Below are 25811 nucleotides of genomic sequence, written 5' to 3' on the forward strand. Positions count from 1 at the left end.
GTCAGAACCTCTTCACGCCGTTGGCGCTTCGCAACAGGGTCTCGCAACGGGCGGCCGTGGCGATCAACTCATCCTCGCAGAACCAGCGCGGGCCCACGAGCTGGATCCCCAGTGGGAGCTCCTCGAACGTGAGGCCGACGGGGAAGGTCAACGACGGGGAACCGACGTAGCTCCACAACGAGTTCAACGCGGGGCTTCCCGTGGAGTCGGCGTCGGGAGCCGGTCCGAGCGTCGAGGGCATGACCATCGCATCGACCTCGAGCGACGTGTGCGACATCCTCGCTCGCCAGTCGTCCTGATGGGCCCGGCTCAGGAGGTACTGGGTCGCCGAGATCGTGCGGCCTTCCTCGATCAACTCGCGAATCCTGGGCCTGTAGGCGTCGGGCGATGCGGCGAACCCCGCGGCATGCACGGCCGAGGCCTCGGCGGCCATGATCCGTCGGTGGTGCTGGGTGGCCTCTTCGAAGTCGAACGGCAGGGGGAGCTCGATGACCTCGACCCCTTGCTCGGCGAGGGTCGCAATCGCACGCTCACAGGCCTCCATCGCGGCCGGCTCGATGGCCGACTCGAAGCTGCCCCGGAGCTTCGCCAGCCGGGGCGGCCGGGAGCCGGTCGAACTCCGGGATTCGAGGGATGCCTGGATTTCGGCGGGGTCGCGAAAGTCCGGATCTTCGTCGACATCGGTCCTCGCGAACTCGCCGAAGAGGATGCCGAGGTCCTCCGCCGACCGTGCGAGGGTGCCGACATGGTCGAGGTTGGGGGAGAGGGGGAAGACGCCATCCGCCTCCCCCGAATAGCTCGGCTTGAGCCCGGCGATGCCGCAGTACGAGGCGGGTCGGATGATCGACCCCCCCGTCTGGCTCCCGAGGGCCCCCAGGCACATCCCCACGGCGACGGCCGCGGCCGAGCCGCTCGAGGAGCCGCCGGGGGTCTTCGCCAGGTTCCAGGGGTTCCGGGTCGGCGGCGGATCGATCCAGGCGAACTGCGTCGTCACCGTCTTGCCCAGGATGATCGCCCCTCCGGCCCTGAGCGCGGTCACGATGCTGGAGTCGCGCGAGGCGACCCTGGAGGCCCAGGGGGGGAAGCCGCAGGACGAGGGCAGGGGGGCCGCGTCGATGATATCCTTCACGCCGATCGGGATCCCGTGGAGCGGCCCTCGGCATTCGGCCCGCTCGAGCTCCCGGTCGAGGCGCTCGGCCTGTCGGATCGCCCCGGCGCGGTCGACGACCGCCCAGGCCTTGAGCCGGGGCTCCCATTCCTCGATCCGGTCGAGGCAACGGTTCAGGACCTCGACGCAGGTCGTCTGCCCCTGGCGGAGCATCCGGCCGACGCCGGCGATCGTCTCGTGAGGGAGCGGATACAGGGACATGGATGCCGATCCTCGGGGGAGGCCAAAGGGATTCGCGTGGGCAGGGCCTTGTTCGTTGACGACGCTTACGACCGCGACTTCGCACTCGACGACGAGCCCGGGCTCACCCGGCTCACCACGCGGTCGAGCGCCTGCTTGGCGAACTCCTGGAGGAATTCCGCGCGGCTGTTGAGGTCGAATTGACGGATGAGTGCCTGCTGCATGCCGCCGTCGCCCCAGCTCTGGCCGTGGGCGAAGTATTCGAGGAACGCCGAGCCGGAGATGTGCGTCAGATACGCCATCGAGACCGCCTGGATCGCACCGCCGGCCGCGTAACCGACGAACGACGACTTGAAGAGGCCGGCGACGAGCGAGGTCGTGGCCTCGACGAGCCCGAGCTTGAGCAGCATCTGGGCCATCTGCGAGCCCACCATCTTCACGTGGGCTGTCGAGATGTCGACGCCGTAGACCGACGCGAGCTCGGTGATCATCTGGAACTGGACGGCCCCGGCCGCCATCAGGTCGAGCGCCGGGATCGGGTTGGCGAAGATCGTCGCCGCCGTGATCCACTGGAACTTCTCGACCACCTGCCTGGCGCGGGCGTCGCGCTCCTGGCCGACCTGGTCCTGCGCCTTCTTGCTCAGCAGGTGGGCCCGCAGCAGGAGGTTGCCCGCGCGGAGCGAATCCCCTTCGCGCTTCAGGACCGCCCCGATCCGATCCACGAGGGCGGAGAGGTCGGGCGGGTTGACCTCGAGAATCGTCTCGACGGTGCCGTCCTGGTTCCGCATCCGGACGGGCGTCGGCCGCGGCGAGGCGGCGATTGCGATGACGTCCTGGCGGGGCACGACCCCTTCGAGGCGCTCGCGGAGCTTGGCGAGGATCGCCTCGCGGTCCTCATCCACCAGGCGGTCCTGCTTGTTCAGCAGGACGATCGAGCGTTTGCCCTGCCTGGCGAGGGCGACGAGGGGGTCATACTCGGCGCGGATCAGGTCGTGATCCAGGACGAAGAGGAGCAGATCAGCCCTCGCGGCGAGGTCTCGGGCCAGGGCCTCGCGCTCGGCGCCGCCCGAGCCGATCTCGGAGAGGCCCGGGGTGTCGGTCAGCTCGACGGTGCCGTCCACGCCTTGCAGCGTGTAGTTATAGACTTCCCCTTGTTTGGTCGTCCCCATGATGGCGTCGGTCTTGCCGATGTTCTGGCCGAGCAGGGCGTTGATGAGCGAGGTCTTGCCCGCCGAGCCTGTGCCGAAGACGACGACGTGGAACCGGCGGTTATGGCGGTCGGCGCGGAGTTCCGAGAGCTCACGGTCGAGGATCGCCTTGACCGAGTCGTTCTGGATCTGGCGGATGACCCCTTCGGCCTTCTCTGCCTGGACCTCGGCGGCGACGACGATGTCCTCGGGGGCCTTTTTTGGGGGTCTGTCGGCGTTCGAGCTGCGCCAGAGGAACCTGGCATAGGTCAGGGCTGCGCCCGCCGCCACCAGGCCCGCCGCGCCGAGGAACCCGACCGCGAGCGGCCGGGAATGCCTGGCGATCCGGTCGTGCATCTCCCCAACCGAGACCAGGAGCCACGCCGAGGCGATCAGCGCGAGGATGACGACCAGCGTGGGGATCAGCCAACGAGATGTCCGCATGTCGTGAGTGTCCTGGCGGGAGCAAGCGTCGAGCACGAACCTCAAAGGACGTTGAGCACCCCGGGTCGATTGTGCCATCTCCCGGTCGGTTTTGCATGCGCCTGCCGGCGTCGAGGCACGGTGCGGGCCGAGATCGAGACGACTTGCAATCGCGGTTCCCCCGGAAACAAAACGACATCCAGGCGGCACGGTCTCGCCGACCGTGCCGCCTGGATGAAGGTTATTCGTCGGACCCGCTCCCAGATTACTTGCGGGAGCGGAAGAGGTTGCCCAGGAAGCTCGTCCGTCGCGGGGCCTGGACCGGCTGCGACACGGGGATCGCGTCGGGGGGGACCTGGCTCGGGTCGACGAAGTTGCCGTACATCGGGGCCGGGATTGGGGTGGAAGTCCTGGACGCGGCCGACGTCCTGGTGACGGCGGTCGTCGGCGCATCCGTCAGCGGTCGTAGCGAGTTCGAAGCCGAGGTCGTCGGGGCGGCGTCGGGCAGCGGCATCAGCGAGGTGCTGCTCCGGACGGGGACCGACGACGATCGCGACGAGACCCGGGGGATCGGGATCTGGCTGATCGGGGGCAGGCCCGGGCCGGCCGCGGGCTTCGTGTCCTTCGGCTTCTCGGGCGTGAACTCGAGAGGCGGCGGGTTGAAGTTCGACGGATCCGGGTTGGAGGTCGGCGCGGTCCGCACGGCTGCGGCGGGCTTCTCCGGGGTCGTGCTCGCCCCCTTCGGATTCGGATCCGTCGGGCCGGTGTCGAGCTCGAATGGGGAGCGGCCCGACGGGAGCGGGGGCTTGCCGCCGTTCTGGGCCGGGGGCGGGCTTTCCGGCTCGGCTCCCGGATCGGGGCCCATGTCGCCCGGAGGTCCTTCGCCCTCGAGTTCATCCATCCCGATCTCCGGGGGCTTGCCCCGGGGACGCTCCTTGAACTCCTGGGCCACGTTCGCCGCCAGCGGCGTGGGGCAGCCCCAGCCCGCCGGGAATGGACGCCAGCAGGTCGGATGGTACCCGAAGTACTCGCGACGATACAACTCGTAGACAGGATCTTCCGCGGGGCACGGGACGCGCTCGCGTTGGATCGGGGCCAATGGGAAGAGTCCGCTCTGCTGTGCCTGGGCCAGCCAAGGGGTACCCAGGACCAGGGCGGCCGCCCAGGCTCCGGGCGATAGCACGAGCGCCCTTAGTTTTCTCAGCATCCTAGCCTCGCGTGTTCCGGGGTTACCGAACCGCGCCCAGTACCAATCCCTTGGCGCGTCCTCTGACTCCAGCATCCCTCGTTCGTTCGATCGGTTTCTTGGGGATTGGTGCTGAAGCGAATCTCGGCTGGATGGGATGTTTGGAAGATATGAGGAATCGGCTGAAGATTCCAGGGGATCTGCTTGTCCGGAAAAGCTGGAGAAGAATGATTTCGGTGGTTGGGTGATTGACCGGAGAAGATAGGGGCTCTGCTGGTCGTTCGGGATGGTTGGCCTGGTTGGTGTCGTAGCCATGGTCGCGATCGCTTCAATCGGCCATGAAGCAGTCATCCCGGGCGAACGTCGGGCCGATGGAAGGAGGAAGTGAGGGCCATTGAATTTCGGTGTCAAGGGGTTCTCAAGGCGTTCGGGAGGAGTAGATATGAACTGGACGGTTCTCGCTCGGCTCGCGGCCGTGCCCCTGGGTTTGATCGCGATCGGGCAGGGGGCACATGGGCAGTCGGTCCCGTCGGCCTCGCGATCTAATAATAATATGGCGACTTATGCCAACCCGTATACGAATCCTTATGCCAATCCCTTCTTGAACCCGTACATGACGCAAGCCCCCGTGAACGGCAACGGGGCCCTCTATTTCTTCGCGGCGCAGCAGGCCAATGGGGGGATCGGCTCGGGGCGGCTGAGCGGAGTCCGTCCGGCACCGGCTCCCGCGGAGCCGGCGGCACCCCCCGATGACCGTCGGCTCACCGACGTCCCGGGTGGGAGTGCGTCACGCTATTTCAATCGCTCCCCGCAAAATCCGACCAATACGCATCGCTACTACAATCGGGCGATCCGGGGCTATCCGTCTAACCGTAAGTGACTTGTATTCCTGGGTTTCGATCTACAGACGGGCCTTCGCTTTGCCGATGAGTTTGTCGTAGATGGACCGGGAGTCTTGCGAGTGTGGGCGACCTGCGAGAGTGGGGGGCCACATGAAGCTCGAATCCAGGGTCTCGGTGATTCGGACCCTAGCCCGCGGAGGACAAGCGGCAAATCGGGTCGCGGTCGGCGGGTGATCGGCCGCCTTGAGCCAAATCGGGCCAGGGAGGGAGTTTCGCATGGAGCGCGCAAGGAAGAGACGCCACGGCGGTGTCTTGATCGCCTTATCCGTGCTGATATTCACAGGATGTCAGACGGTCAGGACGCCGGAAGAAAAGATCGCGAAGACGAACCTGCCTCGCGAATTCCAGAAGGTCGCGATGCCGGATTACGTGGTCGAGCCCCCCGACATCCTCATCGTCGAGGTGCTCGAGGCATTGCCGGGGCGGCCGATCACGAATGAGCGTTTGGTGCGTCCCGACGGCAAGATCTCGCTCGGCTTCTACGGCGAGGTCGAGGTCGTGGGCCTGACCACCACGCAAATCAAGGAGAAGATCGTCCTCCACCTCCGCAAGTACCTCACGGATGAGGCCCTTGGGCTCTGGAAGCTGGACGAGGGGGACATGGAAGACCCCAAGGACGACAAGATGGTGCCCGTCGAGCCCAAGGACAGCAACCACGTCTTCGTCGACATAGCTGCCTACAACAGCAAGGTCTACTATGTCCAGGGGGACGTCGCGGCCCCGGGACGCATGCCGATCACCGGCAACGAGACGGTGCTCGACGCCATCCAGTACGCGGGCGGCCTGCTGGCGACGGCCGCGCCCCAGAACATCCGGCTGGTGCGGCCGGCCCCGCCGGGGGCCTGCTGCGAGCAGACCTTGCCGGTCAACCTCGCCGCGATCGTCAACGGGGGCGACCCGACGACGAACTATCAGATCATGCCGGGCGACCGTCTCATGGTCTTCCGAGACCCGATCGTCCGCACGACGATCTTCATCGACCGACTGGCCGCCCCGTTCCAGACGGTCGTGAACTCGGTCCTGCAGTACAGCTTCGCCGCCAGGTCGGCCAAGTCGATCAACACGCCGCTTTTCAGCGGGTCGTCTACGACATCCAGCACCACAGCCCCGACCCAGCCTGGTGCTCGCTGATCGACTCCATGCGACAAGGCCTGCTTTCGGCTTGATGAGGCCGGCAGTCACCCGATCCCGGGGGGCTGCCGGCCTCGGCTCGTTTAACCTGGGGCGAGTTGGTCTGGTATATCGGGCCGGTCGCCCAATCGGTGTCTCCTGGGCCTTCCGACTGGATAAACGTCGCAGGAAATTAGGTCGTCTTGTCCCGCGAATCCTGCTAGACTTTTGTTGAAATCCCGCCAGCCTGCCCGGCCAGAGGTCCTTCATGCCCACTCCACCCTCCTCGCCCGCCTCGCCGTCCTGGCGCGTCTTCCTGCTCGCAGCCTGGGCCGCGTTCCTGACAATCCAGGCCGGGATCCTGGTCAAGGCCGACGAGAAATCGGCGACGACCCCGGTCCCGAAGTCCGCCGCGGCCAAGCCGCCCGAGTTCCACCGGGACGTCCTGCCGTTCCTGGAGAAACATTGCACGAGCTGCCACGGCGACATGAAGCCCAAGGGGGGCGTGAACCTCGTCCGATTCAAGGACGCCGCCGTCGTCGACCAGAATCGCAAGAGCTGGCGCAAGGTGCTCGAGAACGTCGAATCCGGCGACATGCCGCCTGACGGGAAGCCCAAACCGTCGGCCGACGAACTCGCGGCCTTCATGGCCTGGAGCGGCGACCGCGCCGAGCAACTCGACTGCGCGAAGGAAGTGGATCCGGGCCGGGTGACGCTCCGACGCCTGAATCGCGCCGAGTACAACAACACGATCCGGGACCTCGTGGGCATCGACTTCCATCCGGCCGACGACTTCCCGTCCGACGACGTCGGTTATGGATTCGATAATATTGGCGATGTGTTATCCCTGCCGCCGCTGCTCCTCGAAAAGTACATGGCCGCGGCCGAGCAGATCGCCGAGCGTGCCATCGACTCGGGGACGGCCCTGGCGCCCGAGTCGAAGACCTGGGAGGTCGAGGAACTGCCGGCCGAGGCGGGGGGCAGCCCCTATTCCGAGTTCGCCAGGGTGCTGGGCAGCACCGGCGAAATCACGGTCTCGTACAACTTCCCGCGCGACGCGGTTTACATCCTCCGCGCCCGGGCCTTCGGCCAGCAGGCCGGCCCCGACCCGGCTCGGGCCGCCTTCAAGGTCGACGACAAGGAGATCCAGGCCGTCGACGTCCCGGCCACCGAGGCAGCCCCCGGCGTCTATGAGGTCCGCACCAGGGTCGCCGCGGGGACGCATAAGTTCTCCCTCGCCTTCCTCAACGACTTCTGGGACCCGAATCACCCCGATCCGAACAACCGCGACCGGAACTTCGTGATCGACTACCTGGAAATCCAGGGGCCCGTGGCGGGCACGACGGGCAAACCTCCCGAATCGCATCGCAAGATCATCTTCCGCACCCCGACCCCCGAGACGCGGGGCGACTGCGCCCGCGAGATCATCGATCGGTTCGTCACCCGGGCCTACCGACGCCCGGCCACCGACGGCGAGGTCGGCCGCTTGATCAAGTTCGTCGACCTGGCCGAGCAGAACGGGGACACCTTCGAACGGGGGATCCAGCTCGTTGTCCAGGCGGTGCTCGTCTCGCCGCAATTCCTCTTCCGGGTCGAGATGGACAAGCGGCTCAAGAAGACGGACAAGGTCAAGGAGAACAGCCACCTCGTCAATGACTACGAGCTGGCCACGAGGCTCTCGTACTTCCTCTGGAGCACGATGCCCGACGACGAGCTCTTCACGCTCGCCGCGTCGAATAAGCTCCACGTGCCTGCCGAACTCGAGAAGCAGGTCAGGCGGATGCTGGCCGACCCGAAGGCGAAGTCGCTCGTCGAGAACTTCGCCGACCAGTGGCTCCAGATCCGCAACCTCAAGACGATCAACCCCGACCGCGAGCGGTTCCCGACCTTCGACGACTCGCTCCGAGGGGCGATGCTCCAGGAGACCGAGCTCTTCTTCGAGGCGATCATGCGGGAGGACCGCAGCGTCCTCGACTTCCTCGACGCCGACTTCAGCTTCGTCAACGAGCGCCTGGCCAAGCACTATGGCCTCGACTCGATCGTCGGCGAGGAATTCCGCCGCGTCACGTTCGAGCCGAAGCACCAACGCGGGGGTGTCCTGACCCACGCCAGCGTGCTCGCGGTGACGTCGAACCCGACGAGGACCTCCCCCGTGAAGCGCGGGAAGTGGATCCTCGAGCAGGTCCTCGGCACCCCGCCCCCCCCTCCGCCGCCGAACGTCCCCGAACTGAAGGACGAGAAAGGGTCGAAGCTGACGGGCACCCTGCGTCAGCGGATGGAGCAGCACCGGGCCAACCCGAGCTGCGCGTCCTGCCACGCCAAGATGGACCCCCTGGGCTTCGGTTTCGAGAACTACGACGCCATCGGCGCCTGGCGCGAGAAGGACGAGGCGTTCTCGATCGACCCCTCGGGTGTCCTGCCGTCGGGCCAGACCTTCCAGGGGCCCGAGGGCCTGAAGTCGATCCTCAAGACGCGCGAGAAGGAATTCACGCGTTGCCTCTCGGAAAAGATGATGACATTTGCCTTGGGGCGCGGGGTCGAGGAATTCGATCAGTGCGTCCTGGATCGAATCGTCGACGCGATGGTGCGTGATCACTACCGGTTTTCGACCCTGGTGATCGAGATCGTCAAGAGCGAGCCGTTCCAACGGCGCAGGAATCGAAGGGCATAGGTCGATGAATCAGAAGACCTGGCAGATGACTCGACGTTCGGTCCTGCGCGGCCTGGGCACGGCGATCGCACTCCCCTGGCTCGAGGCGATGACGCCCGCCGCCGAAATCGCCGCGACCGGCGCCACTGCCGGCGCGGGCCCGGCGACGGCCCCGCTCCGGATGGCCTTCTTCTACGTCCCCAACGGCGTCCACATGGCCGACTGGGTGCCAAAGCAGGTGGGGAGCGACTTCGAGCTCCCGCACATCCTCGAGCCCCTGGCCAACGTCAAGGACTCGTTGACGATCGTGACCGGCCTGGCCCAGCAGAACGCGTTCGACCTCGGCGACGGGGCCGGCGACCACGCCCGATCGCTGGCGACCTTCCTCACCGGCTGCCACCCGTTGAAGACCGACGGCGCCGACCTGCGGGCGGGGGTCTCGGTCGACCAGGTCGCGGCCGCGAAGATCGGCCGGCAGACGAGGTTCGCGTCGCTCGAACTCGGCTGCGATCGCGGGGCCCAGTCGGGCAACTGCGACTCTGGGTATAGCTGCGCCTACTCGTCGAACATCTCCTGGCGGTCCGAATCGACGCCGATGGCCAAGGAGGTCAACCCTCGCCTCGTCTTCGACCGGCTCTTCGCCAGCAGGGTCGTCGGCGAGTCGGCCTCGGCCAGGGCCAAGCGCGAGCTCTACAAGAAGAGCATCCTCGACTACGTCGCCGAGGACGCCACCACGCTCAAGTCGCGCCTGGGCGTCAACGACCAGCGCAAGGTTGAGGAGTACCTCACGGGCATCCGCGAGCTGGAAGTCCGCCTGGCCAAGGTCGACTCGGGCGCGGGGGCTGAGTCGAGCCTCTCCGACGTCTCCCGGCCCAAGGGGATCCCGCAGAGCTACGAGGAGCACATCCGCCTGATGTTCGACCTCCTGGTGCTCGCCTTCCAGGGGGACGTGACCCGGATCAGCTCATTCATGTATGCCAATGAAGGCAGCACCAAGAGCTATGCGTTCATCGGCGTCCCCGAGGGGCACCACGACCTCTCGCACCACGGCGGCGACGCGCAGAAGCACGAGAAGATCAAGAAGATCAACCGCTTCCACATGACCCAGTTCGCCTACTTCCTCGAGAAGCTGAAGGCGATCAAGGAAGGGGATGCGACGCTGCTCGACCGCTCGATGATCGTCTACGGCAGTGGGATCAGCGACGGCGATCGCCACAACCACGACGATCTGCCGGTCCTCCTGCTCGGCAAGGGGGGAGGCTCGATCCGGTCCAACCGCCACCTCAAGCTCGACAAGTCGACGCCGATGAACAACCTCTATCTGTCAATGCTCGATCGGGTCGGGGTCTCGGTCGACCGCCTCGGCGACAGCACGGGGAAGCTCGACCTCTCCTGATCGGAGGCCGAGCCTTTCGGATCCGGGGGCGAACTCGCGACTTGCAGGTCAAGTCGCGAGTTCGTCGTCAGGCTTCGACTTCGCCGGGCCTGGCGGGGCCGGTGACGGGTAGTAGATGGGGGCCCTTCGAGGCCGGTCGACGACCGAGTCGAACCGCTCGATGGCGCGGAAGGTCAGGGCGATCGCGGCGGCCGAGTAGAGGATCGTGCTCAGGAAGCAGACCAAGACGGCTTCGCCCGCCCGGTCCATCGTCCGGAAGCCCGGATTCATTCCCCCGAAGTACTGGGAAACGTCCTCGTACGAGAGGAGAGAATAGGCCTCGATGAGCGGCGTGACGCCGACCGCGACCAGGATGGTGTCGGCCCGCAGGGGGATGCAGAGGAGCATATATCCCCCGTTGAGGAAGATGAGCAGGGCGATGGTGGCGACCAGGGCCCTGGACGACTTCGCCGACCGGAGTGAGAAGTACGTCGCGAGCGCGTCGACGAAGCCGAGGAACGCGACCGTCTCGACCACGATGATGATGAGCCCGAGGGGATGGATCGCGCCGCAGATCACGCCGAGGAGCCAGAGGAAGAGCATCAGGACGCCCGCCCATCGGACGCTCCAGATCGCCCCGAACATCTTGGCCCGGATGATCTCGAGGCCGGAGAGGGGCGTCGCGACCAGGCTGATCCAGGTGTCCTCCTCGCGTTCGCTCGTGAGGCTGCCGGACGCCGCGGAGGCGAGCGCGATGCACCAGAGCACGTAGATCGTCGTGCAGACCCCGCGGAGGTATCCGTTGAACTCGCTCCTGGCCGAAGTGGCGCCGCTACCTGCCCAGTAGAACTCGCGGAAGGCCGGGATCGCGAAGTAGTCGAACGTGAAGTAGAGGAGCGTGCCGAGTGATGCAAGGGCGACCAGGCCGCTCAGGATCTTGGTCAGCACGCTCGTCCTCGAGACGTAACGCTCCTTCCAGATCATGGCGTCGTCGCCGCAAGGGGGCCGGCCGAAGAGCCTGCCGCGGCGGGTCAGGAATTTCAGTCGGCTCCTGGCCCCCTCGCCCTGGTTGCGATACACGGGGCGGAGGCGAAGGACCGCCAGGGTGAGGAAGAGGAGGCCGTAGGCGAACTGGAGCCCGCACATCCAGCCCACCTCGGTCAGGAATCCCGCCGTGCTGCCGAAGATCGACCTGCCGAGGCCCCCAGACAGGACATAGAATGGACTCGACGAGGCCACCCACTCGTTCACCGGCTTGATCCACTCGTAGACCCGGCTCCAGAAGCCGCCGGCCGCCGGCATGATCCACTGGATCAGGCCCGGGGCGAAGAGCCAGAAGCCCGCGAGCAGGTAGGCGAGCGAGATCGCCTCGCGCGGGCGCCTGGCATGCACCGAGATCAGGATCGAGAGCGTCGCCAGGAAGAACACGGTGGTCAGGCTCGCGACCAGGCTCGCCGCGATGTGGATCGGCTCGACCCCGCCGAAGAGGCTGATCAGGCTGAGGACCGGGATGCCGATGAGGATCAGGACGCCGAGTTGGAGGAGCTTCGACGCGAGCTTCCCGACGATGATCTCGAAGCTGGAGAGGCTGCTGGCGAGCAGGTAGTGCAACGTCTTGCGCTGCTTCTCGTCGGCGATCACGCCGGCGACGAGGGCCGGGGTCATCAGCAGGATGGTGACCGACTGGACCGCGAGGAATGTCGAGAAGAGGACGCCGCCGATCCGGGCGAGCTCCTGATGCGAATACTCGTCGGCCGCGGTTCGATTATAATAGGTGAAGTTGCTAGGGCCCGTTTGCCAGATGAAATAGAGCAGGATCAGGCCATACACGAATCGGATGACATAATTTCGACGACGCCGGGCCGCCGTGAGCAACTCGACGCTAAAGACGGGACCTAACACCATGGAGTCTCCCTTTAGCTTTGCCGTTTCCTGCGGGCTTCCCGGGACGTCGACGCCGAATCCATCTCTGGATACCTGTGCAAGCAGGGGATTTCCGTGCCTCCTCGGAAGACTTTTGCCCTTTCCGTGAGCTCTTCGACCCCGGAATGTTATCAGGTCGAGCGTCGAACGGGAGTGGATTCGTTCGAGTCCCGCGGGGATTCGCTCGAGCAGGTCCTTTCGCCGAAAATCCTCCGGCCCTTCGACTTTTTCCCGCCTTCCGACCTTCGACGAGGTGAATGATGACCCCCGTTCCGAAACCCCAGCATGTCGTCCTCTTCGGGAGGCCCGGGAGCGGTAAGAGCAGCATCGCCGAACGCCTGAGCCAGGATCACGGCTTCTTCCTCGTCCGCACGGGGGAGCTCCTCCGCGAGGCCGTCCGGCGCGGAGACGCCCTCGGCAAGCAGGTCGAGGCCACGCTCAAGACGGGCCAGCTCGTCTCCGACGCGATGATCGCCGACCTCCTCAGGCAGAGCCTCCAGGCGCCCAAGGAGCGGTTGCTCCTCTTCGACGGCTTCCCCAGGACCCTGGGTCAGACCGGTATGCTCGCCGAGTTCGAGAAGGCCCTCGATTTCAAGGTCGACTGCTACCTCGACATCGCCGTCAGCCACGAGGCGGCCGTCGCACGGATGAGCGGCCGGCGCGTGTGCCCGACCTGCGGCGCGACCTATCACCTCATGAACCACCCGCCGAAGGTCGCGAACGTCTGCGACGTCGACGGGGCCAAGCTCGAACAGAGGCGCGACGACTCGGTCGAGGTCATCGAGGTCCGCCAGCGGATCTACGAGGAGAACGCCGGGCCGATCCTGGCCTTCTACCGGGCCCATCACCCCGACCTCTTCCGGGTCGTCGATGGCGAGCAGTCATTCGATGAGGTCTACGCCGAGACCTGCCGGACCCTGGGTCGCTAAACCTGGTCGGGCAATGGTCACTGTTCGCGTGCTCGGGCCTTCACGAGGACCCGGAAGGCCCGAGCACGCGACGGACCTCGGCGGGCGACGTCGTCCCGGCTTCCACGGCGAGACGGGCTCGCTCCCAGAGCGAGGTCATCCCCCCCTTGACGGCGGCCCGTTCCAGTTGAGCCACATCTTCGCGGGCGATGATGGCCTGACCCAGCTCTCCGCGGTCGGGTAGGAGCAGCTCGGCGAGGATCGCCCGGCCTCGATAGCCGGTCGAGACGCACTCCGGGCAGCCCGTCGGCACGTAGGCCCGCTCGACCGCCAGGCCCAGGAATGCGGCGGGATCTTCGGTCGGCGTCGCGCAGGTGCAGAGCCTCCGAACCAGCCGCTGGCAGACGATGGCGAGGATCCCGCTCCGGAGTAAATACGGCTCAATCCCCATGTCGACGAGCCGCCCCACGACCCCCGAGGCGCTACCGGCGTGGTACGTGGTGAGGACGAGATGCCCGGTCAAGGACGCCTGGAAGGCGATCTCCGCCGTGGCCGGATCTCGGATCTCGCCGACCGTGATGACCTCGGGGTCCTGCCTCAGGATCGACCTGAGCCCGACCTCGAGCGTGAAGCCGGCCGCGGCGTTGACCTGGGATTGCGAGACCCCCGGCACGGGGACCTCGATCGGGTCCTCCAGGGTCGTCAGGCTGCGCTGGCCCTTGGAGGTCTCGACGAGTTCCCGGAGGCAGGCGTAGATCGTCGTCGTCTTGCCGCTCCCGGCCGGTCCGCTCAGGACGATCGCCCCCGACGTGTTCTGCAGGAGCTCGCGAAGGCGGTCGCGGATCTCGTCGGGCAGGCCGAGGTCGTCCAGCCGGAGGAATCGCCCCGAGGCCGCGAAGAGGCGGACGACGGCCTTCTCGCCGTAGAGGGTCGGGAAGGTGCTCAGCCGCATCTCGACCTCGCCCGAGGCCACGCGGAGCCGGCCTTCCTGCGGGACATCCGTGCGATAGGTGAGCAGCTCGGCCAGGACCTTCAATCTGGCGACGACGTTCGGAGCCACCCCCACCGGGAGCAACGCGGCCGGTTGGAGCACGCCGTCGATCCGCCAGGAGAGCGCGAGCCCCTCAGCCGTGGGCAGCCAGTGGATGTCGCTGGCCCCCAGCGTACGTGCCTCGGCGAGCACGAGGTCGACGGCTTCCAGGGCGTAAGTGGGGCGGCCGGGCGACTTCGAGGCAAGCTCTTTCGCGAACGCTTCCGCTCGGGACGTCATCGGTTGGGGTCCTTGCCGGGGGACTGGCGGAAAGCGGGGGCTCGACGGTGTTGGGCCGCGACCCTCGGCGCGTCCTTCGACCATGGTAACCGTTCGGGTAGACTCGAGGCCAATCCGCCCGCCCAGGATGCGCGGATGCAACCCAGGTCTAACCCGCGAGGGAGTCCGCCAGCGTGGCCAACGGCGCCGATCTGCTCATACGTGCCCTCTCAGAGAATGGGGTCCGCCACGTCTTCGGGATGCCCGGTTCGCACTCGACGGCGATCTACGACGCACTCGCCCGGGACGGCTCGATCGCCACGATCCTGATCCGCAATGAGCAGGCCGGCGCCTTCGCGGCCGACGGTTACGCCCGCGTCACCGGCCGCCCCGGCCTGATCTGCACCACGGCCGGTCCTGGTGCCACGAACGCACTGACCGGCGTCGCCGAGGCGTATGCCGATTCCGTCCCCATGATGCTCATCGCCGGCCAGGTCAATTCGGATCGGATCGACCTCGAATGCGGCGCCTATCACGAGATTGACCTCGACGCGATCTTCCGCCCGGCCACCAAGTGGTGCGTGACCGCCCGAACCGCCGAGGAGATCCCCAAACTGGTCGAGGCCGCGTTCGGCGCGATGCGTTCGGGACGCCCCCGACCAACCGCCCTCTTCCTGCCGCAAGACCTTTTACGCCTCGAATCGAACCCAAACACCGTCTCGGCGGCGGAGCCGTCTCCGGCACAAGGCGCCTCCTCCGAAGAGATCGATGCGGCGGTGGAACTCCTGACGCGAGCCAAAAGGCCAATCATCCTGGCTGGCGGTGGCGCGACCTGGGGAGGGGCCGAAGCGGAAATCCTCGCCATATCCGGGCGTCTGCATGCTCCGATCATCACGTCAACCAATGGCAAGGGGGTCGTGGATGAGCGGGATCCGGCGTCGTTCGGCCATGCTCGCTCGGTCAGGGCCAAGCTGGCGCTGGCCGAGGCCGACGCGATGCTGGCGGTCGGTTGCAGATTCACCGAAGTCTTGACGGAGCAACAGCGGATGAGGGTTCCCGAGGCCCTCGTGCAGATCGACGTCGACGCCGGCCAGGTCGGCATGAACTACCCGGCGGCCGTCGGGATCGTCGCCGATGCCAGGCTCGCGCTCCGGGCGCTCCTTGAACGGCTTCCCGAAGGCGGCGACGATGGTTGGTCGGATCTGAGTGAATCGATCCGGGCCGCGAGGCCGAAGCACCCGGAGTGGCTCATCGAGACGCTCCGCGAGGCCTTACCCGAGGAAACCCCGCTCTTCACCGACGCCTGCGAGATGGGCTACCGGCTCCAGACCGACTGGCCATCGTACGGGCCGCGGCGGTTCTTCTACCCGTCGAACTACATCACCCTCGGCTGGGGCTTCCCGGCCGCCCTGGGGGCTGCCGTGGCCCTCGAGGGGAAACCGGTCGTGGCCGTCTGCGGCGACGGCGGCTTCCTCATGGCGGCCCAGGAACTCGCGACCGCCGCCCGCTATGGCCTCCGCCTGATCACGATCGTCCACAACGACTCGACATACGGGGCCATCAAGAACCTGCAACGACGCAACCACGAGGGGCGATACTTCGACGTCGAGTTGAATAACCCCGACCTCGTCGCGCTCGCCGGGGCCTTTGGTGTCCCAGGAATCACCGTGGGGGATGTCGCCGCCCTGCGATCGGCCGTCGCCGAGGCGCTCGATCGCGACGGCCCGAGCCTCATCGAGGTCCCCGACCGGTGGAGGAACCTCCGCGTCTGAGGGGCGCCCCTCGGACGCGGAGTCCGATCCTGTCATCCGCAACGATCGAGGATACCTGGGATCAATATGTGTCGTCGCTGATCATCTGGCCGTCGGCGCGATTGCCGAGGTAGTGGAAGATCGGCATCGAGATCGACGACTTGATGAATCGGACCGAGCCGTCACCGAAGGCGAAATTGGCCCCGCCGGGATGGCTGCTGCCGAAGCCGCCGATGGCCACCGCGGGGGGAGCCGCTTCCGGATCTGTGGGGTCATCGGGGCCGCCGGGAGGTAGCGGGGCGGCCGGCGGGGTGGCGAGGCCGAGCGAGGCGCGGCTGTAGCTCGGCGGCGTGCTCGTGTTGCGGAGCGTGCTGCCGGTGCCCGAGAGCCAGCCGAGGTCGGAGGGCATCTGGGCCTTCTCGCTCAGGAAGATGGTGCTCGAGCTGCCGTCGGGGATCTCGTCGTGGCTGGTGCTGCTGTTGAGGAAGAAGACCCCGTTGTTGTCGTTCGCGATCGGGGCCTCGACGTCGTTGTAGCAGGCCGCGTAGTTGTTGACGCCGCCGCCCCCGGCGACTCGCCCTCGGCCGCTGTCGGACGGGCACATGAAGGTCGTGATGATCATCGACCCCGCCGTGGAATTCTCGGTCGCGTAGGCCCCCACCTTGAAATTGAGGTTGTTGTAGATGTTCTTGCGCTCGATGTAGGGCAGTATGCGGGCGGCCCACGAGATGTGATAGCCCTTTGGGGCGTTGACGATGGGGCTCTTGGCGTCGACCACGCCCGGGGGCAGGACCTCGTTGGCCGACTCGTAGTTCTGCAGCGCGATGTTCAACTGCATCAGGTTGTTGACGCACTGGGCGCGCCTGGCGGCCTCTCGGGCCGCCTGCACGGCCGGGAGGAGCAGGGCGATCAGGACGGCGATGATGGCTATGACGACGAGAAGCTCGATCAGCGTGAACCCGGACGACTCGCTGCGTTTCCGAAACATCGGCATTCTCCTCGATGACAGGATCTCTGGATCGTTCGCGTTGATTTGATGTGGCTGTGCGGATTTCAGAATTCGCCGTCGCTGATCATCTCGCCGTCGGCGCGATTGGCCAGCCTGCGATAGACATCTCGCTGGACCGTCTCGGAGACGAATCGGACCGATCCGTCGCCGAAGCCGAAGTTGGCCCCGTGTTCGTGATGGCTGCCGAAGCCGCCCACGAGGTAAGGGTTCTTGGGGTCGGGAATGAAGGGCGAGCCGTCGAGCGTGCGGCCGTCCGCGCCCCACATCTTTACTGGCGTCCTGGAATGGAGCAGGTCCCCCGAGTTGATCGGCGTCCCGGTGTTCCGCAAGGTCGCCCGCGTGCCCGAGACCCAGCCGAGGTCGAGATCGTTGCGCGGCTTCTCGCCGACGAAGATCGTCTGGCTCGTGCCGTCGGGGATCCCTTCGTATCGGAGCTTGCTATTGAGGAAGAAGACGCCGCTGTTCCCGGCGTCGATGGGGACCTCGACGTCGCTGTGAACGGCCGCGTAGCTGTTCTGCGCGACCCTCGAAGGGCCCTGCGCCGGACCCGGGTCGGACGGACAACTCAGGATCGAGATAAACGTCGAGCGCACTTTCCAGTTCGCTGGCGAGTAGATGCTCGAACCCGTGTCGACGGAGCTCGCCAGCATCGACTGCTCCATGTAAGGGAGCAGCTGCACGGCCCAGCTCACGTGATAACCTTTGTCTTGGTTCGCGATCGGGCCGGACTCGTTGACCACGCCGGGCGGGAAGACCTGGAAGGTCTCCCCGTAGTTCTGGATGGCCAGCATGATCTGCTTGAGGTTGTTCTCGCACTGGGTGCGACGCGAGGCCTCGCGCGCCCCGAGGATCGCGGGCAGCAGGACGGAGAGGAAGATGCTGATGATGGCGAAGACCATCAGCACTTCCATGAGGGTGAAGCCGCGCGGGCCGGGTCGTCGCATCATCGGGCCTCCCCCGTCTTGGACTCGGCCGTCTCGATCGTCAGGGCCTTGCTGATTCGCGAACGCTCGTCCTGATCGCGGGGGTAGTCGGCCTTGACCTCGATCCGTCGCCGCTTCGAATCCCCCTCGGGGGCCTGCACGGCGATGGTGACGAGGCCCGCGTGTTGACCGCCAAGCTCCTCCGCCTTGACCTCCCAGCTCTCCCCCGCATATTTCGGGTCGGCCGCGAGCTGGGCCCTGGCCCGCTCAAGGCCCGACTCCGCCAGCCATTCCGCCTGGATCGTGCGCTCCTCGGCCTTGCCCAGCGACCGGCCCGACAGCGACAGCCGGAGGAGCTGTGCGCTGATGGATGCGATGATGACCAGGCAGACGAGCACAAGCACGGCCATCCCCCCGCGACGCCTCCGGCGCGAGGCCTTGGCCCGAGAGGCATCCTTCGGCCCTTGATTCGACCTCATCGAGTCCCCCCCTCAGCATTCACGAGTCGCATGTCCTTGCCCAGTTGGGCCTCGATCTTGAGGACGGCCGACGTGCCCGGCGACTGCACGGGGATCGTCAGGACGGCGAATTTGATCGGCTTGTCGTCGAGGATCGCGAAGCCGACGCTCCCCTTGCGTTGCAGCCTGTACGACTCGGATTTCGGGGCGGCGTCCCCCTTGCGCTCGATCCTCGAGAGCTTGCCGGCCTGGGCCTGATACTGGATGGCCCTGCCGTCGACGGAGTCCAGTTCCAGGCGGTCGAGCCGGGTCTTCTCGTCCTTCGAGGCCTTCCAGGATCTGGCCGAGCGGGAGTCCTCGCGGAACCGGCGGGCGAGTCGATCCACGGTCATGACTTCGTTGATGTGAGAACGCGCGGCGCGATCGAGCCTCATCGTGGTGTGGATCAGGCCCACGCAGAGGCCGAAGAGCAGGGCGATGGCGCCGATGATGATGACCATCTCGATCAGGGCGTAGCCTCGTCGGCGTTTCAACGGACACCTCCCAGCGGATAGACCCATGAGGTCAGTCGGACCGGCGAGACCCATCCTCCCTGGCGATTCCGCCATCGGAGCGAGAGGGCGATGCGCCTGCCGGGCGGCGACGTCGCCGCCTCGACCTTGCTCGAGAACTCGGCCCCGGTCAGGATCTCCTTGCAACGGGGCGAGAGGGGCTCGGGGCTCGCCGCCGCCTTCTCCAACTCGTCCAAGGGGAGGCCCGCGAGGCGTTCCATCCGGTTGGCGACCTCGAGGGTGGCGTAGCGGCGGCGGTCGAGGTCGCGTCGTTCCGACGCCATGACGGTCAGGACCTGGACCGTGAGGGCCATCGCGACGGCCACGATGAGGGCCGTCGCCGCGACCTCGATCATGGTGAACCCTCGCCGCGTCTTCGGGCGGGAGGTGGGTGCTGGGAGAATCATCCGGCGAGCCTCGCAATCATGTTCACCAGGGGCAGGAAGTAGGCGACGCAGATCAGGCCGACCAGGGCCCCGACGAAGAGGACGACGATGAAATAGACCGTTTGCAGGAATAAGTGGACCCGATACGTGAGTCGGCGTTCGCCCATCGCGGCGATCGTCCTCAAGGCCCAGGGCAAGTTGCCCACGCGTTGGGCCGACTCCAGGAGCACGGCGTCGACCGACCGCAAGAGGCCATGGGAGGCTAGGGACGCGATCCAGTCGAGCCCGTGCTTGACATCGAGCTGGACCCGGCCGAGCCTCTTCCTCACCCAGGCGGTCTGGTACCAGTCATGCAGGGCGCCGAGGCTGGCGGGCAGGGATTGCCCCGAGTCGAACCCGCTGGCCAGGCCCCTGAGGATGAGCGCGGTGTGCCTCCGGACGAAGAGCCGGTCGATCAGCGGGATCTCCAGCTCATTCGTGCCGAGCGCGATCCCTCGGAGGTAGAGGAGGAGGAAGGCCTGGCCGATCAGTACGATCACGGCCACGTAAGCATGCGTGACCACGAAATAGCTGCCCCGGATCACCCAGATCGTCACGGGGGGGAGCGTCAGGCCGAAGTCCATGAAGATGGCTTCGAACTTGGGCATGATGTAGTACATCAGGAAGCACGTGACGAGCTCGGTCGCCATCAGGATGAACGTGAGGTACTCCATCCTCCCGAGGATCGAAGACCAGATCGGCCTGAAGGCCTGACGCGCCTCGGCCGCCTCGCGGAGCGAGGCGCCGAGCTTGCCCGACCACCAGCCCATCCTGGCCATCAGCCCGAGTTCGCTGGAGAGGATCTTCGGATACTTGTCGAGGACCCTGGGGATCGGCGTCCCCAGGTCGAGCTCGTCCGCGGCGGCCAGTAGAGACCGCGCCATGGAGCGGTTCGTGTTGTCGGCGAAGGCGCGGAACGCGGAGGCTATGGACATGTCGCGATCCGCCGCGATCGCCAGCATCTGGATCAGATAGTCCTGGTATTTCGATCGTCGCTTGGCGATGAAGATCGCCATCCCGACGAGGCCGCCCGACAGCAGTATCAGGATCGCGACGACGACGGGCGTCGCGACGAGGATCGCCAGCCAGCAGACGATCGCCGAATAGAAGACGAAGTAGACCATGTGGCGCATCTGGAAGCGCCAGGGCGATCGACCAGGCATCGGCGTCGGCTTGAACGATATCGGGCTCTTCCCCGGGACGTCTCGACTCACTCGGTCCTCCGGCATGGCGTCGGCTGCTCCCATCGATTCAGCCCGAGAGTTTGGTGATCAGGCTGAACAGCGGCAGCATGAGGCCGATGATCATCGTCGAGACGCCGAGGAGGACCGCCATCATCGCGAGGATGCTGCAGACCGACGCCAGGAATTCCGACTCGGCGTGGGCCCTGGCGAAGATCATCTCGCCGACCATGTGCAGGGCTTCGGGGAGCCCCTGCCGTTCCTCGGCCCAGCCGAGGATCTTCTCGAATCCGCTCGGGAAGATCGCGCGGGCCTGGAGGGCCTCCGCCAGCGGCCGACCGGCCGCAACCTCGGCGGCCACCGACCTGCTCGCCGTCGCGATCGCCCCGTCGTCGATCCCTCCGCCTGCGGTCGTCAGCGCCTTCTCGAGCGGGACTTCCGACTCGAGTAGTAGGGCCAGCAGATGGCAGAACTCGGCGAGGGACGTCAGCCGCCAGACTCGCCCGAAGAGAGGGAGGAACGTGATCAGGCCGCCTCGAAACTGCTTCGGCATCACGACGGACAGGACGACGCCGACCACCCCGAGCCCCAGGAGTCCCTGGAGGACCGGCCACCAGACCCGGTTGATCGTGGTGCCGACGAGGACGATCCCGCGGGTGAGCAGCGGGATCGGGACGCCGAAGTCCGCGAAGATCCTCGCGAACCCGGTGATCAGGACCACGGAGACGAAGACGAAGATGATGACCGCCAGGACCATCGTGAAGACGGGGTAAATCAGGCGGATCATGAGGCTCCGCCGCAGGTCGGAGCCGATGCTCGTGTAGTTCGCGAAGTTCCCCAGGACCTCGCCGAGGTGCCCCGACCTCAAGCCCGAGTCGACGATCGTGCGGAGGTAGGGGGGGATCCGACCCCCCTCGGCCGCGAGTGCCGCGTCGAGCGGGGTGCCCTGTTCCAGGGACTTCGCCAGGCGACCCAGTGTCGATCGGAGCCCGCGCGAGGGGACCTCCTCGGAGAGCGCCAGGAGCCCCGAGTGGAGGGGCATCCCGGCGGCCGTCGCATCGGCGAGCTGGGATGCCAGGATCGTCGCGTCTTGGCCGGAGAGCCCCGGCGTCAGCTTGCCCTTCCCACCCATGCGTTCAACTCTCCCCGAGGACTGACCCGGGCGTGCGAGGCATCGTCCGAATTGTCTGAAGAATTCCGATATGAGATGGTGCTTGGATTTTAAGGTCGCGTGAGGCCGCGCAGCAACGAGGCGAGGGGCACGAACAGGACCAGGCCGTAGAGGAGCGTAGCCGTCATGCCGATCCCGATGAGCGTGACCATCGGGAGCAGGATCCGGAGCTTCTCGGCCTGCTGGGTGGCCCGCTTGCGATAGATGGCGGCGATCTGACGGAGGGCGACCGACAGCGAGGCCTGCCCATAGCCGCTCGCCAGGATCCATCGCAGGAGCGGCTGGAGCTTCGACGAGATCGGTTGGCTGCGGAAATCGACCTGCCCTTGCTCGCTCGCCGAGGCGAGCGACGCCGCGGCCCTGGCCAGCGCGGGGTCCCCCGACGATTGCGCGGCCAGCCGGATCGCCTCGGGATAAGGCACGTGATGCTCGACGAGGATCCCCAGCAACTGGGCGAAGTTCGCCGCCTCGAGCTGGGCGAGCAGCGACCGCATCCAGGGGAACCAGCGGACGGGCGACCCGACACCCCGGACCTGGAAATTCGCGGCCCGGCCGGACAGGGTCCAGGCCACCGCGAACGCGAGCAGCAAGGCGGGCAGGATTGGGCCCCAGTAGAGGATATGATTCGAGAGCCAGTCGAGGGATCGCAGCGTTGCCGTCCTCGGGATCTCCAGCGAGTCGAAGGTCGAGATGAGCCTTGGGATGACGTTCTCGAGCACGAGGAGGAAGAGCACGTAGGCGAGGATCAGCACCACCAGCGGATACCAGATGGCCAACCCGATCGACCGGCGCGAGTCCTCATAGCTCCGGATGAACCCGGCGAGGTTCTCGAGCGCCGCGGGGAGCCGGCCGGCCCGCAACCCGGCCTCGACGACCGCGCAATAGACCGGGGGGAACTGGTCGCTCTCGGCCCGAAGCGCCTCATCGAGGCTCTGGCCCGACTCCATCCGCTTCGAGAGCCGCCCCATCGCCGCGCCCAGGGTGCCACGGAGGTCCCGGCCCACCGCCCCGAGCCCCCGTTCCAGCGGCAATCCCGCCCGCGATAGCGAGGTAATCTCGTCGTTCAGGGCTATCAAGTCGCCTATGGAGATCCGCCCCCCACCCGACACCGACTCCGAGGCTCCCGACATGTGGCGAGCTTCCCTTCCAGACTGCCGTGCCGAATCTACGACATTTGTGAAAGGTATTTCACCACAGTTGTCGGAGGAGTGCAAGGTCACGCCTTTTTTTTTCTCGCGATGGTCGTTGCGCCCCGCTACACGCTAACTCTCGAAAGATTATTTGCTATAGAATGTTTCGATGAACCCGGGTCGATGGGTCACCTCATTCCGAGGTCATAATCCCGGTTCATCGACGCGAGGTTGCGGATCGCCCGGCGCCAGCGGACCTTCGTGGTCCGGTCGCGGGCGTGGGCAGAAGGCGCGCACACGAGATCGGAGAGACAGCCATGACCAGAACGGGCCTCCGGGTATGCGCTCTCCTCATGATCTTCCCGTGGTGCGGCCCGGCCTGGACGGTCGCGGAGGAACCGAAGGCGTCGCAGGCCCCCGCGGACTTCAAGTTGACGATGTCGTTCTTTGGCGCGGGGGGCAAGGCCGTCGCCACCGAGGAGATCGTGATCCGCAAGAGGCTCGCGTATCACTTCGTCTCGGGCGAGAGCCTCGAGGTGATCGTGCTCGACCCCGCCCAGGAGCGGCTGGAGATCCTCGACCTCGACCGAAGGCTGCTGACCCGGATCACGTTCCGCAGGCTCGAGATCTTCCAGCAAGAGTTGCTCAAGACGATCCAGGCCACGAATAGCAGGCGGTTGAAGCAGGGGGGGCGGAACAATGCCCTGCTCGCGGGGATGAGCCACGACCTGGTCGAGCCGAAATTCGAGACGAGCTACGACGAGGCCACCCATCACCTCCGCCTGATGAATCCCACCATCGAGGTCGAGGCGCGTGGCGAACCCGAGGCCGATCACGCCCGCAACGTCTACATCGTCAACGCGCTCAGCATCATGGCCAAGCTCGACTCGTTCCGCGACCCGGCCAGCCTCCCCGCGTCTTCGAAGCTGACGGCGCTCAATGCGATCGCCGACCGCAAGCTCCGACCGACGGAGATGAGCTTCCTCTATCGGCTCGCCGGTCCCCCCAGGCGGATCCGCTGGACCTACAAGCTCGAGACGCAACTGAGCGAGCGCGAGACCGAGGCCCTGGCCCGGATCGAGGCGATGAAGCTGAAATTCCGCCCCGTCGCGTTCGAGGAGTTCGAGAAGCACGAGAAGCCGGAGTAAGCGAGCTCCACCGCCGCTCGAGGAGTGTTGGAAATCCCTGGCGATCAGCTATTGGTCGGCAGGTCTCGCCGGGAGAACGCGATGAGCGCGACGACCAGCCCGGTCGCGAAGATCCCCAGGAGGACCGCCGCGTTGTAGGCGAGCGTGTCGGACGTCTGGGAGACGGTGATCGGCGTGTAAGCCCAGAAGATCGAGACGCGCTCGAGCAACTCGCGCTGTTCCTCGAACTGCGGCGAGATGCAGATCCCGACGATCCCCGCGAACGTGACGGCCGAGGCGATCAGCGAAGGGCGCCAGCGGGCGATGTCGATGGCGGAGAATGGGAGTGTATACGCATACGCCGCCATCCCGAAGGTGACGAGCATCAGCGCCGGTCTCAGCAGGATCAGGACGCCCGGGGGGGACTTCACGGTGTAGATCTGGCTCCCCACGAAGTTCCCCGCGATCAGGGCCGCCGCCATGGCGACCAGTCCGATCACGGTGAAGGTCACGTGCGAGAGCAGGTACAGGCTCCGGCTCACGGGCCTGGAGAGGATCAGGTCGAGCGTCCCGCGCTCGATCTCGCCGGCGACGGGCGAGGCTCCCCGGCCGATCGCCCAGCCGAGCACCGTCAGGGTGATCAGCGGGAAGTTCCAGAAGCAGATCTCGAGCGTGAGGGACGAGAAGTCCTTGGCCCCCAACGCCTGGAAGAGCCTGAGGCGTCGCCCGTTCGGCCCGAAGTCGCCCGACTCCAGCACGCGCTCGGCCCTCAGAGTGAGCCAGACCGTCAGGATCGAGAACGCGAAGAACGCCAGCATGGAGAGGGCCAGGCCCCACTTCGCTTCGGAGAAATGCTTGCGCAAGAGTGCGATCAGAGTTCTCATCCCCGGGGATCCTCATCCTTGGCGTTCGGGCCGTGGAACTGGTCGTAGAGCGTGCGGAGGTCCTCGGTGCCGATGGCCACGTCGACGACCCCCATCTCGCCGAGCCAGGAGAGCAGGGGGGCGGCGGGGCCTCGGTGCTCCATCAGCCAGACGTCGCCATTTCGCTCGCGGACGGAAAGTTCCAGGGCCGAGGGCAACTCGTCGGGGACGTGCCCGTTGAACCGGGCGAGGACCAGGCGCAGGTTCGTCCGGCGCTGATGCAGGTCTTCGAGGTGCATCAGCTTGCCGCGCCTCATGATGGCGACTCGGTCCGCCACCTCTTCCACCTCGGAGAGGACGTGTCCCGAGAAGATGATCGTCTGCCCCTGCTGCTTGCGAGCCTCGCGGACGAGGGCCAGGACCTCCGAGCGTGCGGAGGGGTCGAGCGCGGAGGTCGGCTCGTCGAGGATCAGGATGTCGACCGGGTCGGCGAACGCCTGGGCGAGCGCCAGCTTCTGCTTCATCCCCGTCGAGTAGGTCCGGACCTTCTTGCGCAGGTCGAGCTTCATCACCTGATCGGCCAGGGCGACCGCCCGCTCATAGGCGACGCCCCCGCGGAGGTCGGAGAAGAACCTGAGCATGTCCCGCCCGGTCATCCACCCGAACATCCGCAGCTCGCCCGGCAGGTACGAGACGATGTCGCGGACGGCCAGGCTGTCGGACCAGCAATCATGCCCGGCGACCTCGGCGCGTCCCCAGGTCGGTCGGAGCATGCCGAGGAGCAGGCGGATGGTGGTCGTCTTCCCCGAGCCGTTTGGCCCAAGTAGGCCGAACACTTCCCCCTTGCGGATTTCCAGCGTGAGGTCGCTCAGCGCGGAGAATTCTCCGTAGCGTTTCGTCAAGCCTTCGGTCACGATCATCCGGTGCGGGCCTCACGGTCTCGATTTCGTCGTTCCGCCTC

22 protein-coding genes are annotated in these 25811 nt (G+C 66.4%); 7 read left to right on the plus strand and 15 right to left on the minus strand.

The features are described 5' to 3' along the window. Nucleotide 1 precedes the first annotated feature (1 nt). From ACOYYX_RS13040 to ACOYYX_RS13050, 3 genes are all read right to left on the minus strand, one after another. Nucleotides 2-1369, minus strand: coding sequence for an amidase (locus ACOYYX_RS13040; protein ID WP_422930336.1), 1368 nt, complete (start codon nucleotides 1367-1369; stop codon nucleotides 2-4). A gap of 65 nt (nucleotides 1370-1434) precedes the next feature. Continuing rightward, nucleotides 1435-2979, minus strand: a complete 1545-nt coding sequence (locus ACOYYX_RS13045; protein WP_422930337.1) for a YcjF family protein — start codon at nucleotides 2977-2979, stop codon at nucleotides 1435-1437. 244 nt (nucleotides 2980-3223) lie between these two features. Continuing rightward, on the minus strand, nucleotides 3224-4165 hold the full coding sequence (locus tag ACOYYX_RS13050) for a hypothetical protein (protein ID WP_422930338.1): 942 nt from the start codon (nucleotides 4163-4165) through the stop codon (nucleotides 3224-3226). A 421-nt stretch (nucleotides 4166-4586) separates the two neighbouring features. Here ACOYYX_RS13050 and ACOYYX_RS13055 point away from each other — a divergent pair, with 421 nt between their 5' ends. From ACOYYX_RS13055 to ACOYYX_RS13070, 4 genes are all read left to right on the plus strand, one after another. Next, the gene (locus tag ACOYYX_RS13055) at nucleotides 4587-5024 is read left to right on the plus strand and encodes a hypothetical protein (RefSeq protein ID WP_422930339.1); all 438 of its coding nucleotides are present in this window, start codon (nucleotides 4587-4589) and stop codon (nucleotides 5022-5024) included. 238 nt (nucleotides 5025-5262) lie between these two features. Beyond that, a complete protein-coding gene (locus ACOYYX_RS13060; protein WP_422930340.1) occupies nucleotides 5263-6177 on the plus strand; it encodes a polysaccharide biosynthesis/export family protein in 915 nt (304 codons plus the stop codon). A 247-nt stretch (nucleotides 6178-6424) separates the two neighbouring features. Continuing rightward, a complete protein-coding gene (locus tag ACOYYX_RS13065; RefSeq protein WP_422930341.1) occupies nucleotides 6425-8827 on the plus strand; it encodes a DUF1592 domain-containing protein in 2403 nt (800 codons plus the stop codon). A gap of 4 nt (nucleotides 8828-8831) precedes the next feature. Next, on the plus strand, nucleotides 8832-10202 hold the full coding sequence (locus ACOYYX_RS13070) for a DUF1552 domain-containing protein (RefSeq protein ID WP_422930342.1): 1371 nt from the start codon (nucleotides 8832-8834) through the stop codon (nucleotides 10200-10202). Between the two features lie 48 nt (nucleotides 10203-10250). Here ACOYYX_RS13070 and ACOYYX_RS13075 read toward each other — a convergent pair whose 3' ends face one another. Continuing rightward, complete coding sequence (locus ACOYYX_RS13075) at nucleotides 10251-12086, minus strand: ABC transporter permease subunit (protein ID WP_422930343.1); 1836 nt, start codon at nucleotides 12084-12086, stop codon at nucleotides 10251-10253. A 275-nt stretch (nucleotides 12087-12361) separates the two neighbouring features. Between ACOYYX_RS13075 and ACOYYX_RS13080 the strand changes: the two genes are divergently transcribed. After that, a complete protein-coding gene (locus ACOYYX_RS13080; protein ID WP_422930344.1) occupies nucleotides 12362-13033 on the plus strand; it encodes an adenylate kinase family protein in 672 nt (223 codons plus the stop codon). 40 nt (nucleotides 13034-13073) lie between these two features. Here ACOYYX_RS13080 and ACOYYX_RS13085 read toward each other — a convergent pair whose 3' ends face one another. Continuing rightward, nucleotides 13074-14282, minus strand: coding sequence for a GspE/PulE family protein (locus ACOYYX_RS13085; protein ID WP_422930345.1), 1209 nt, complete (start codon nucleotides 14280-14282; stop codon nucleotides 13074-13076). A gap of 173 nt (nucleotides 14283-14455) precedes the next feature. Here ACOYYX_RS13085 and ACOYYX_RS13090 point away from each other — a divergent pair, with 173 nt between their 5' ends. Then, a complete protein-coding gene (locus ACOYYX_RS13090; RefSeq protein ID WP_422930346.1) occupies nucleotides 14456-16033 on the plus strand; it encodes a thiamine pyrophosphate-binding protein in 1578 nt (525 codons plus the stop codon). 61 nt (nucleotides 16034-16094) lie between these two features. On the opposite strand, the gene ACOYYX_RS13095 is transcribed toward ACOYYX_RS13090, so the two are convergent. The 8 genes from ACOYYX_RS13095 to ACOYYX_RS13130 form a co-directional block, all read right to left on the minus strand. Continuing rightward, nucleotides 16095-17000 carry a DUF1559 domain-containing protein gene (locus ACOYYX_RS13095; protein WP_422930347.1) on the minus strand — a complete coding sequence of 302 codons (906 nt, stop codon included), beginning with the start codon at nucleotides 16998-17000 and terminating at the stop codon, nucleotides 16095-16097. A 65-nt stretch (nucleotides 17001-17065) separates the two neighbouring features. Then, nucleotides 17066-17968 carry a DUF1559 domain-containing protein gene (locus tag ACOYYX_RS13100; RefSeq protein WP_422930348.1) on the minus strand — a complete coding sequence of 301 codons (903 nt, stop codon included), beginning with the start codon at nucleotides 17966-17968 and terminating at the stop codon, nucleotides 17066-17068. Continuing rightward, nucleotides 17965-18423 carry a hypothetical protein gene (locus ACOYYX_RS13105; protein WP_422930349.1) on the minus strand — a complete coding sequence of 153 codons (459 nt, stop codon included), beginning with the start codon at nucleotides 18421-18423 and terminating at the stop codon, nucleotides 17965-17967. The genes ACOYYX_RS13100 and ACOYYX_RS13105 overlap by 4 nt, the downstream gene beginning before the upstream one ends. After that, nucleotides 18420-18935 (minus strand): hypothetical protein, encoded by a 516-nt coding sequence (locus tag ACOYYX_RS13110; protein ID WP_422930350.1) that lies wholly within the window; start codon nucleotides 18933-18935, stop codon nucleotides 18420-18422. Before ACOYYX_RS13110 ends, ACOYYX_RS13105 begins: the two co-directional genes overlap by 4 nt. Beyond that, nucleotides 18932-19360, minus strand: coding sequence for a type IV pilus modification PilV family protein (locus tag ACOYYX_RS13115; protein WP_422930351.1), 429 nt, complete (start codon nucleotides 19358-19360; stop codon nucleotides 18932-18934). The genes ACOYYX_RS13110 and ACOYYX_RS13115 overlap by 4 nt, the downstream gene beginning before the upstream one ends. Further along, on the minus strand, nucleotides 19357-20607 hold the full coding sequence (locus ACOYYX_RS13120; protein ID WP_422930352.1) for a type II secretion system F family protein: 1251 nt from the start codon (nucleotides 20605-20607) through the stop codon (nucleotides 19357-19359). Before ACOYYX_RS13120 ends, ACOYYX_RS13115 begins: the two co-directional genes overlap by 4 nt. A gap of 22 nt (nucleotides 20608-20629) precedes the next feature. Beyond that, the gene (locus ACOYYX_RS13125) at nucleotides 20630-21691 is read right to left on the minus strand and encodes a type II secretion system F family protein (RefSeq protein WP_422930353.1); all 1062 of its coding nucleotides are present in this window, start codon (nucleotides 21689-21691) and stop codon (nucleotides 20630-20632) included. Between the two features lie 89 nt (nucleotides 21692-21780). Continuing rightward, nucleotides 21781-22860 (minus strand): type II secretion system F family protein, encoded by a 1080-nt coding sequence (locus ACOYYX_RS13130; protein ID WP_422930354.1) that lies wholly within the window; start codon nucleotides 22858-22860, stop codon nucleotides 21781-21783. 317 nt (nucleotides 22861-23177) lie between these two features. On the opposite strand from ACOYYX_RS13130, the gene ACOYYX_RS13135 reads away from it, so the two are divergent. Next, complete coding sequence (locus tag ACOYYX_RS13135; protein WP_422930355.1) at nucleotides 23178-24008, plus strand: hypothetical protein; 831 nt, start codon at nucleotides 23178-23180, stop codon at nucleotides 24006-24008. Between the two features lie 44 nt (nucleotides 24009-24052). Here the strand turns inward: ACOYYX_RS13135 and ACOYYX_RS13140 are convergent, their stop codons facing one another. Further along, nucleotides 24053-24871 (minus strand): permease, encoded by an 819-nt coding sequence (locus ACOYYX_RS13140; RefSeq protein WP_422930356.1) that lies wholly within the window; start codon nucleotides 24869-24871, stop codon nucleotides 24053-24055. Then, entirely contained in the window at nucleotides 24868-25770 is a 903-nt protein-coding gene (locus ACOYYX_RS13145; protein WP_422930357.1) for an ABC transporter ATP-binding protein, read from the minus strand. The genes ACOYYX_RS13140 and ACOYYX_RS13145 overlap by 4 nt, the downstream gene beginning before the upstream one ends. Between the last annotated feature and the right edge of the window lie 41 nt (nucleotides 25771-25811).

The sequence above is a fragment of the Singulisphaera chitinilytica genome, assembly GCF_049331405.1.
Classification (GTDB): domain Bacteria; phylum Planctomycetota; class Planctomycetia; order Isosphaerales; family Isosphaeraceae; genus PoT.

Coding starts and splice junctions, on each gene's coding strand:
- ACOYYX_RS13075 (WP_422930343.1), bottom strand. CDS start 12,086: ATGGTGTTAGGTCCCGTCTTTAGCGTCGAGTTGCTCACGGCGGCCCGG.
- ACOYYX_RS13045 (WP_422930337.1), bottom strand. CDS start 2,979: ATGCGGACATCTCGTTGGCTGATCCCCACGCTGGTCGTCATCCTCGCG.
- ACOYYX_RS13060 (WP_422930340.1), top strand. CDS start 5,263: ATGGAGCGCGCAAGGAAGAGACGCCACGGCGGTGTCTTGATCGCCTTA.
- ACOYYX_RS13050 (WP_422930338.1), bottom strand. CDS start 4,165: ATGCTGAGAAAACTAAGGGCGCTCGTGCTATCGCCCGGAGCCTGGGCG.
- ACOYYX_RS13070 (WP_422930342.1), top strand. CDS start 8,832: ATGAATCAGAAGACCTGGCAGATGACTCGACGTTCGGTCCTGCGCGGC.
- ACOYYX_RS13105 (WP_422930349.1), bottom strand. CDS start 18,423: ATGAGGTCGAATCAAGGGCCGAAGGATGCCTCTCGGGCCAAGGCCTCG.
- ACOYYX_RS13095 (WP_422930347.1), bottom strand. CDS start 17,000: ATGTTTCGGAAACGCAGCGAGTCGTCCGGGTTCACGCTGATCGAGCTT.
- ACOYYX_RS13125 (WP_422930353.1), bottom strand. CDS start 21,691: ATGGGTGGGAAGGGCAAGCTGACGCCGGGGCTCTCCGGCCAAGACGCG.
- ACOYYX_RS13065 (WP_422930341.1), top strand. CDS start 6,425: ATGCCCACTCCACCCTCCTCGCCCGCCTCGCCGTCCTGGCGCGTCTTC.
- ACOYYX_RS13115 (WP_422930351.1), bottom strand. CDS start 19,360: ATGATTCTCCCAGCACCCACCTCCCGCCCGAAGACGCGGCGAGGGTTC.
- ACOYYX_RS13130 (WP_422930354.1), bottom strand. CDS start 22,860: ATGTCGGGAGCCTCGGAGTCGGTGTCGGGTGGGGGGCGGATCTCCATA.
- ACOYYX_RS13040 (WP_422930336.1), bottom strand. CDS start 1,369: ATGTCCCTGTATCCGCTCCCTCACGAGACGATCGCCGGCGTCGGCCGG.
- ACOYYX_RS13055 (WP_422930339.1), top strand. CDS start 4,587: ATGAACTGGACGGTTCTCGCTCGGCTCGCGGCCGTGCCCCTGGGTTTG.
- ACOYYX_RS13140 (WP_422930356.1), bottom strand. CDS start 24,871: ATGAGAACTCTGATCGCACTCTTGCGCAAGCATTTCTCCGAAGCGAAG.
- ACOYYX_RS13135 (WP_422930355.1), top strand. CDS start 23,178: ATGACCAGAACGGGCCTCCGGGTATGCGCTCTCCTCATGATCTTCCCG.
- ACOYYX_RS13080 (WP_422930344.1), top strand. CDS start 12,362: ATGATGACCCCCGTTCCGAAACCCCAGCATGTCGTCCTCTTCGGGAGG.
- ACOYYX_RS13085 (WP_422930345.1), bottom strand. CDS start 14,282: ATGACGTCCCGAGCGGAAGCGTTCGCGAAAGAGCTTGCCTCGAAGTCG.
- ACOYYX_RS13120 (WP_422930352.1), bottom strand. CDS start 20,607: ATGCCGGAGGACCGAGTGAGTCGAGACGTCCCGGGGAAGAGCCCGATA.
- ACOYYX_RS13100 (WP_422930348.1), bottom strand. CDS start 17,968: ATGATGCGACGACCCGGCCCGCGCGGCTTCACCCTCATGGAAGTGCTG.
- ACOYYX_RS13145 (WP_422930357.1), bottom strand. CDS start 25,770: ATGATCGTGACCGAAGGCTTGACGAAACGCTACGGAGAATTCTCCGCG.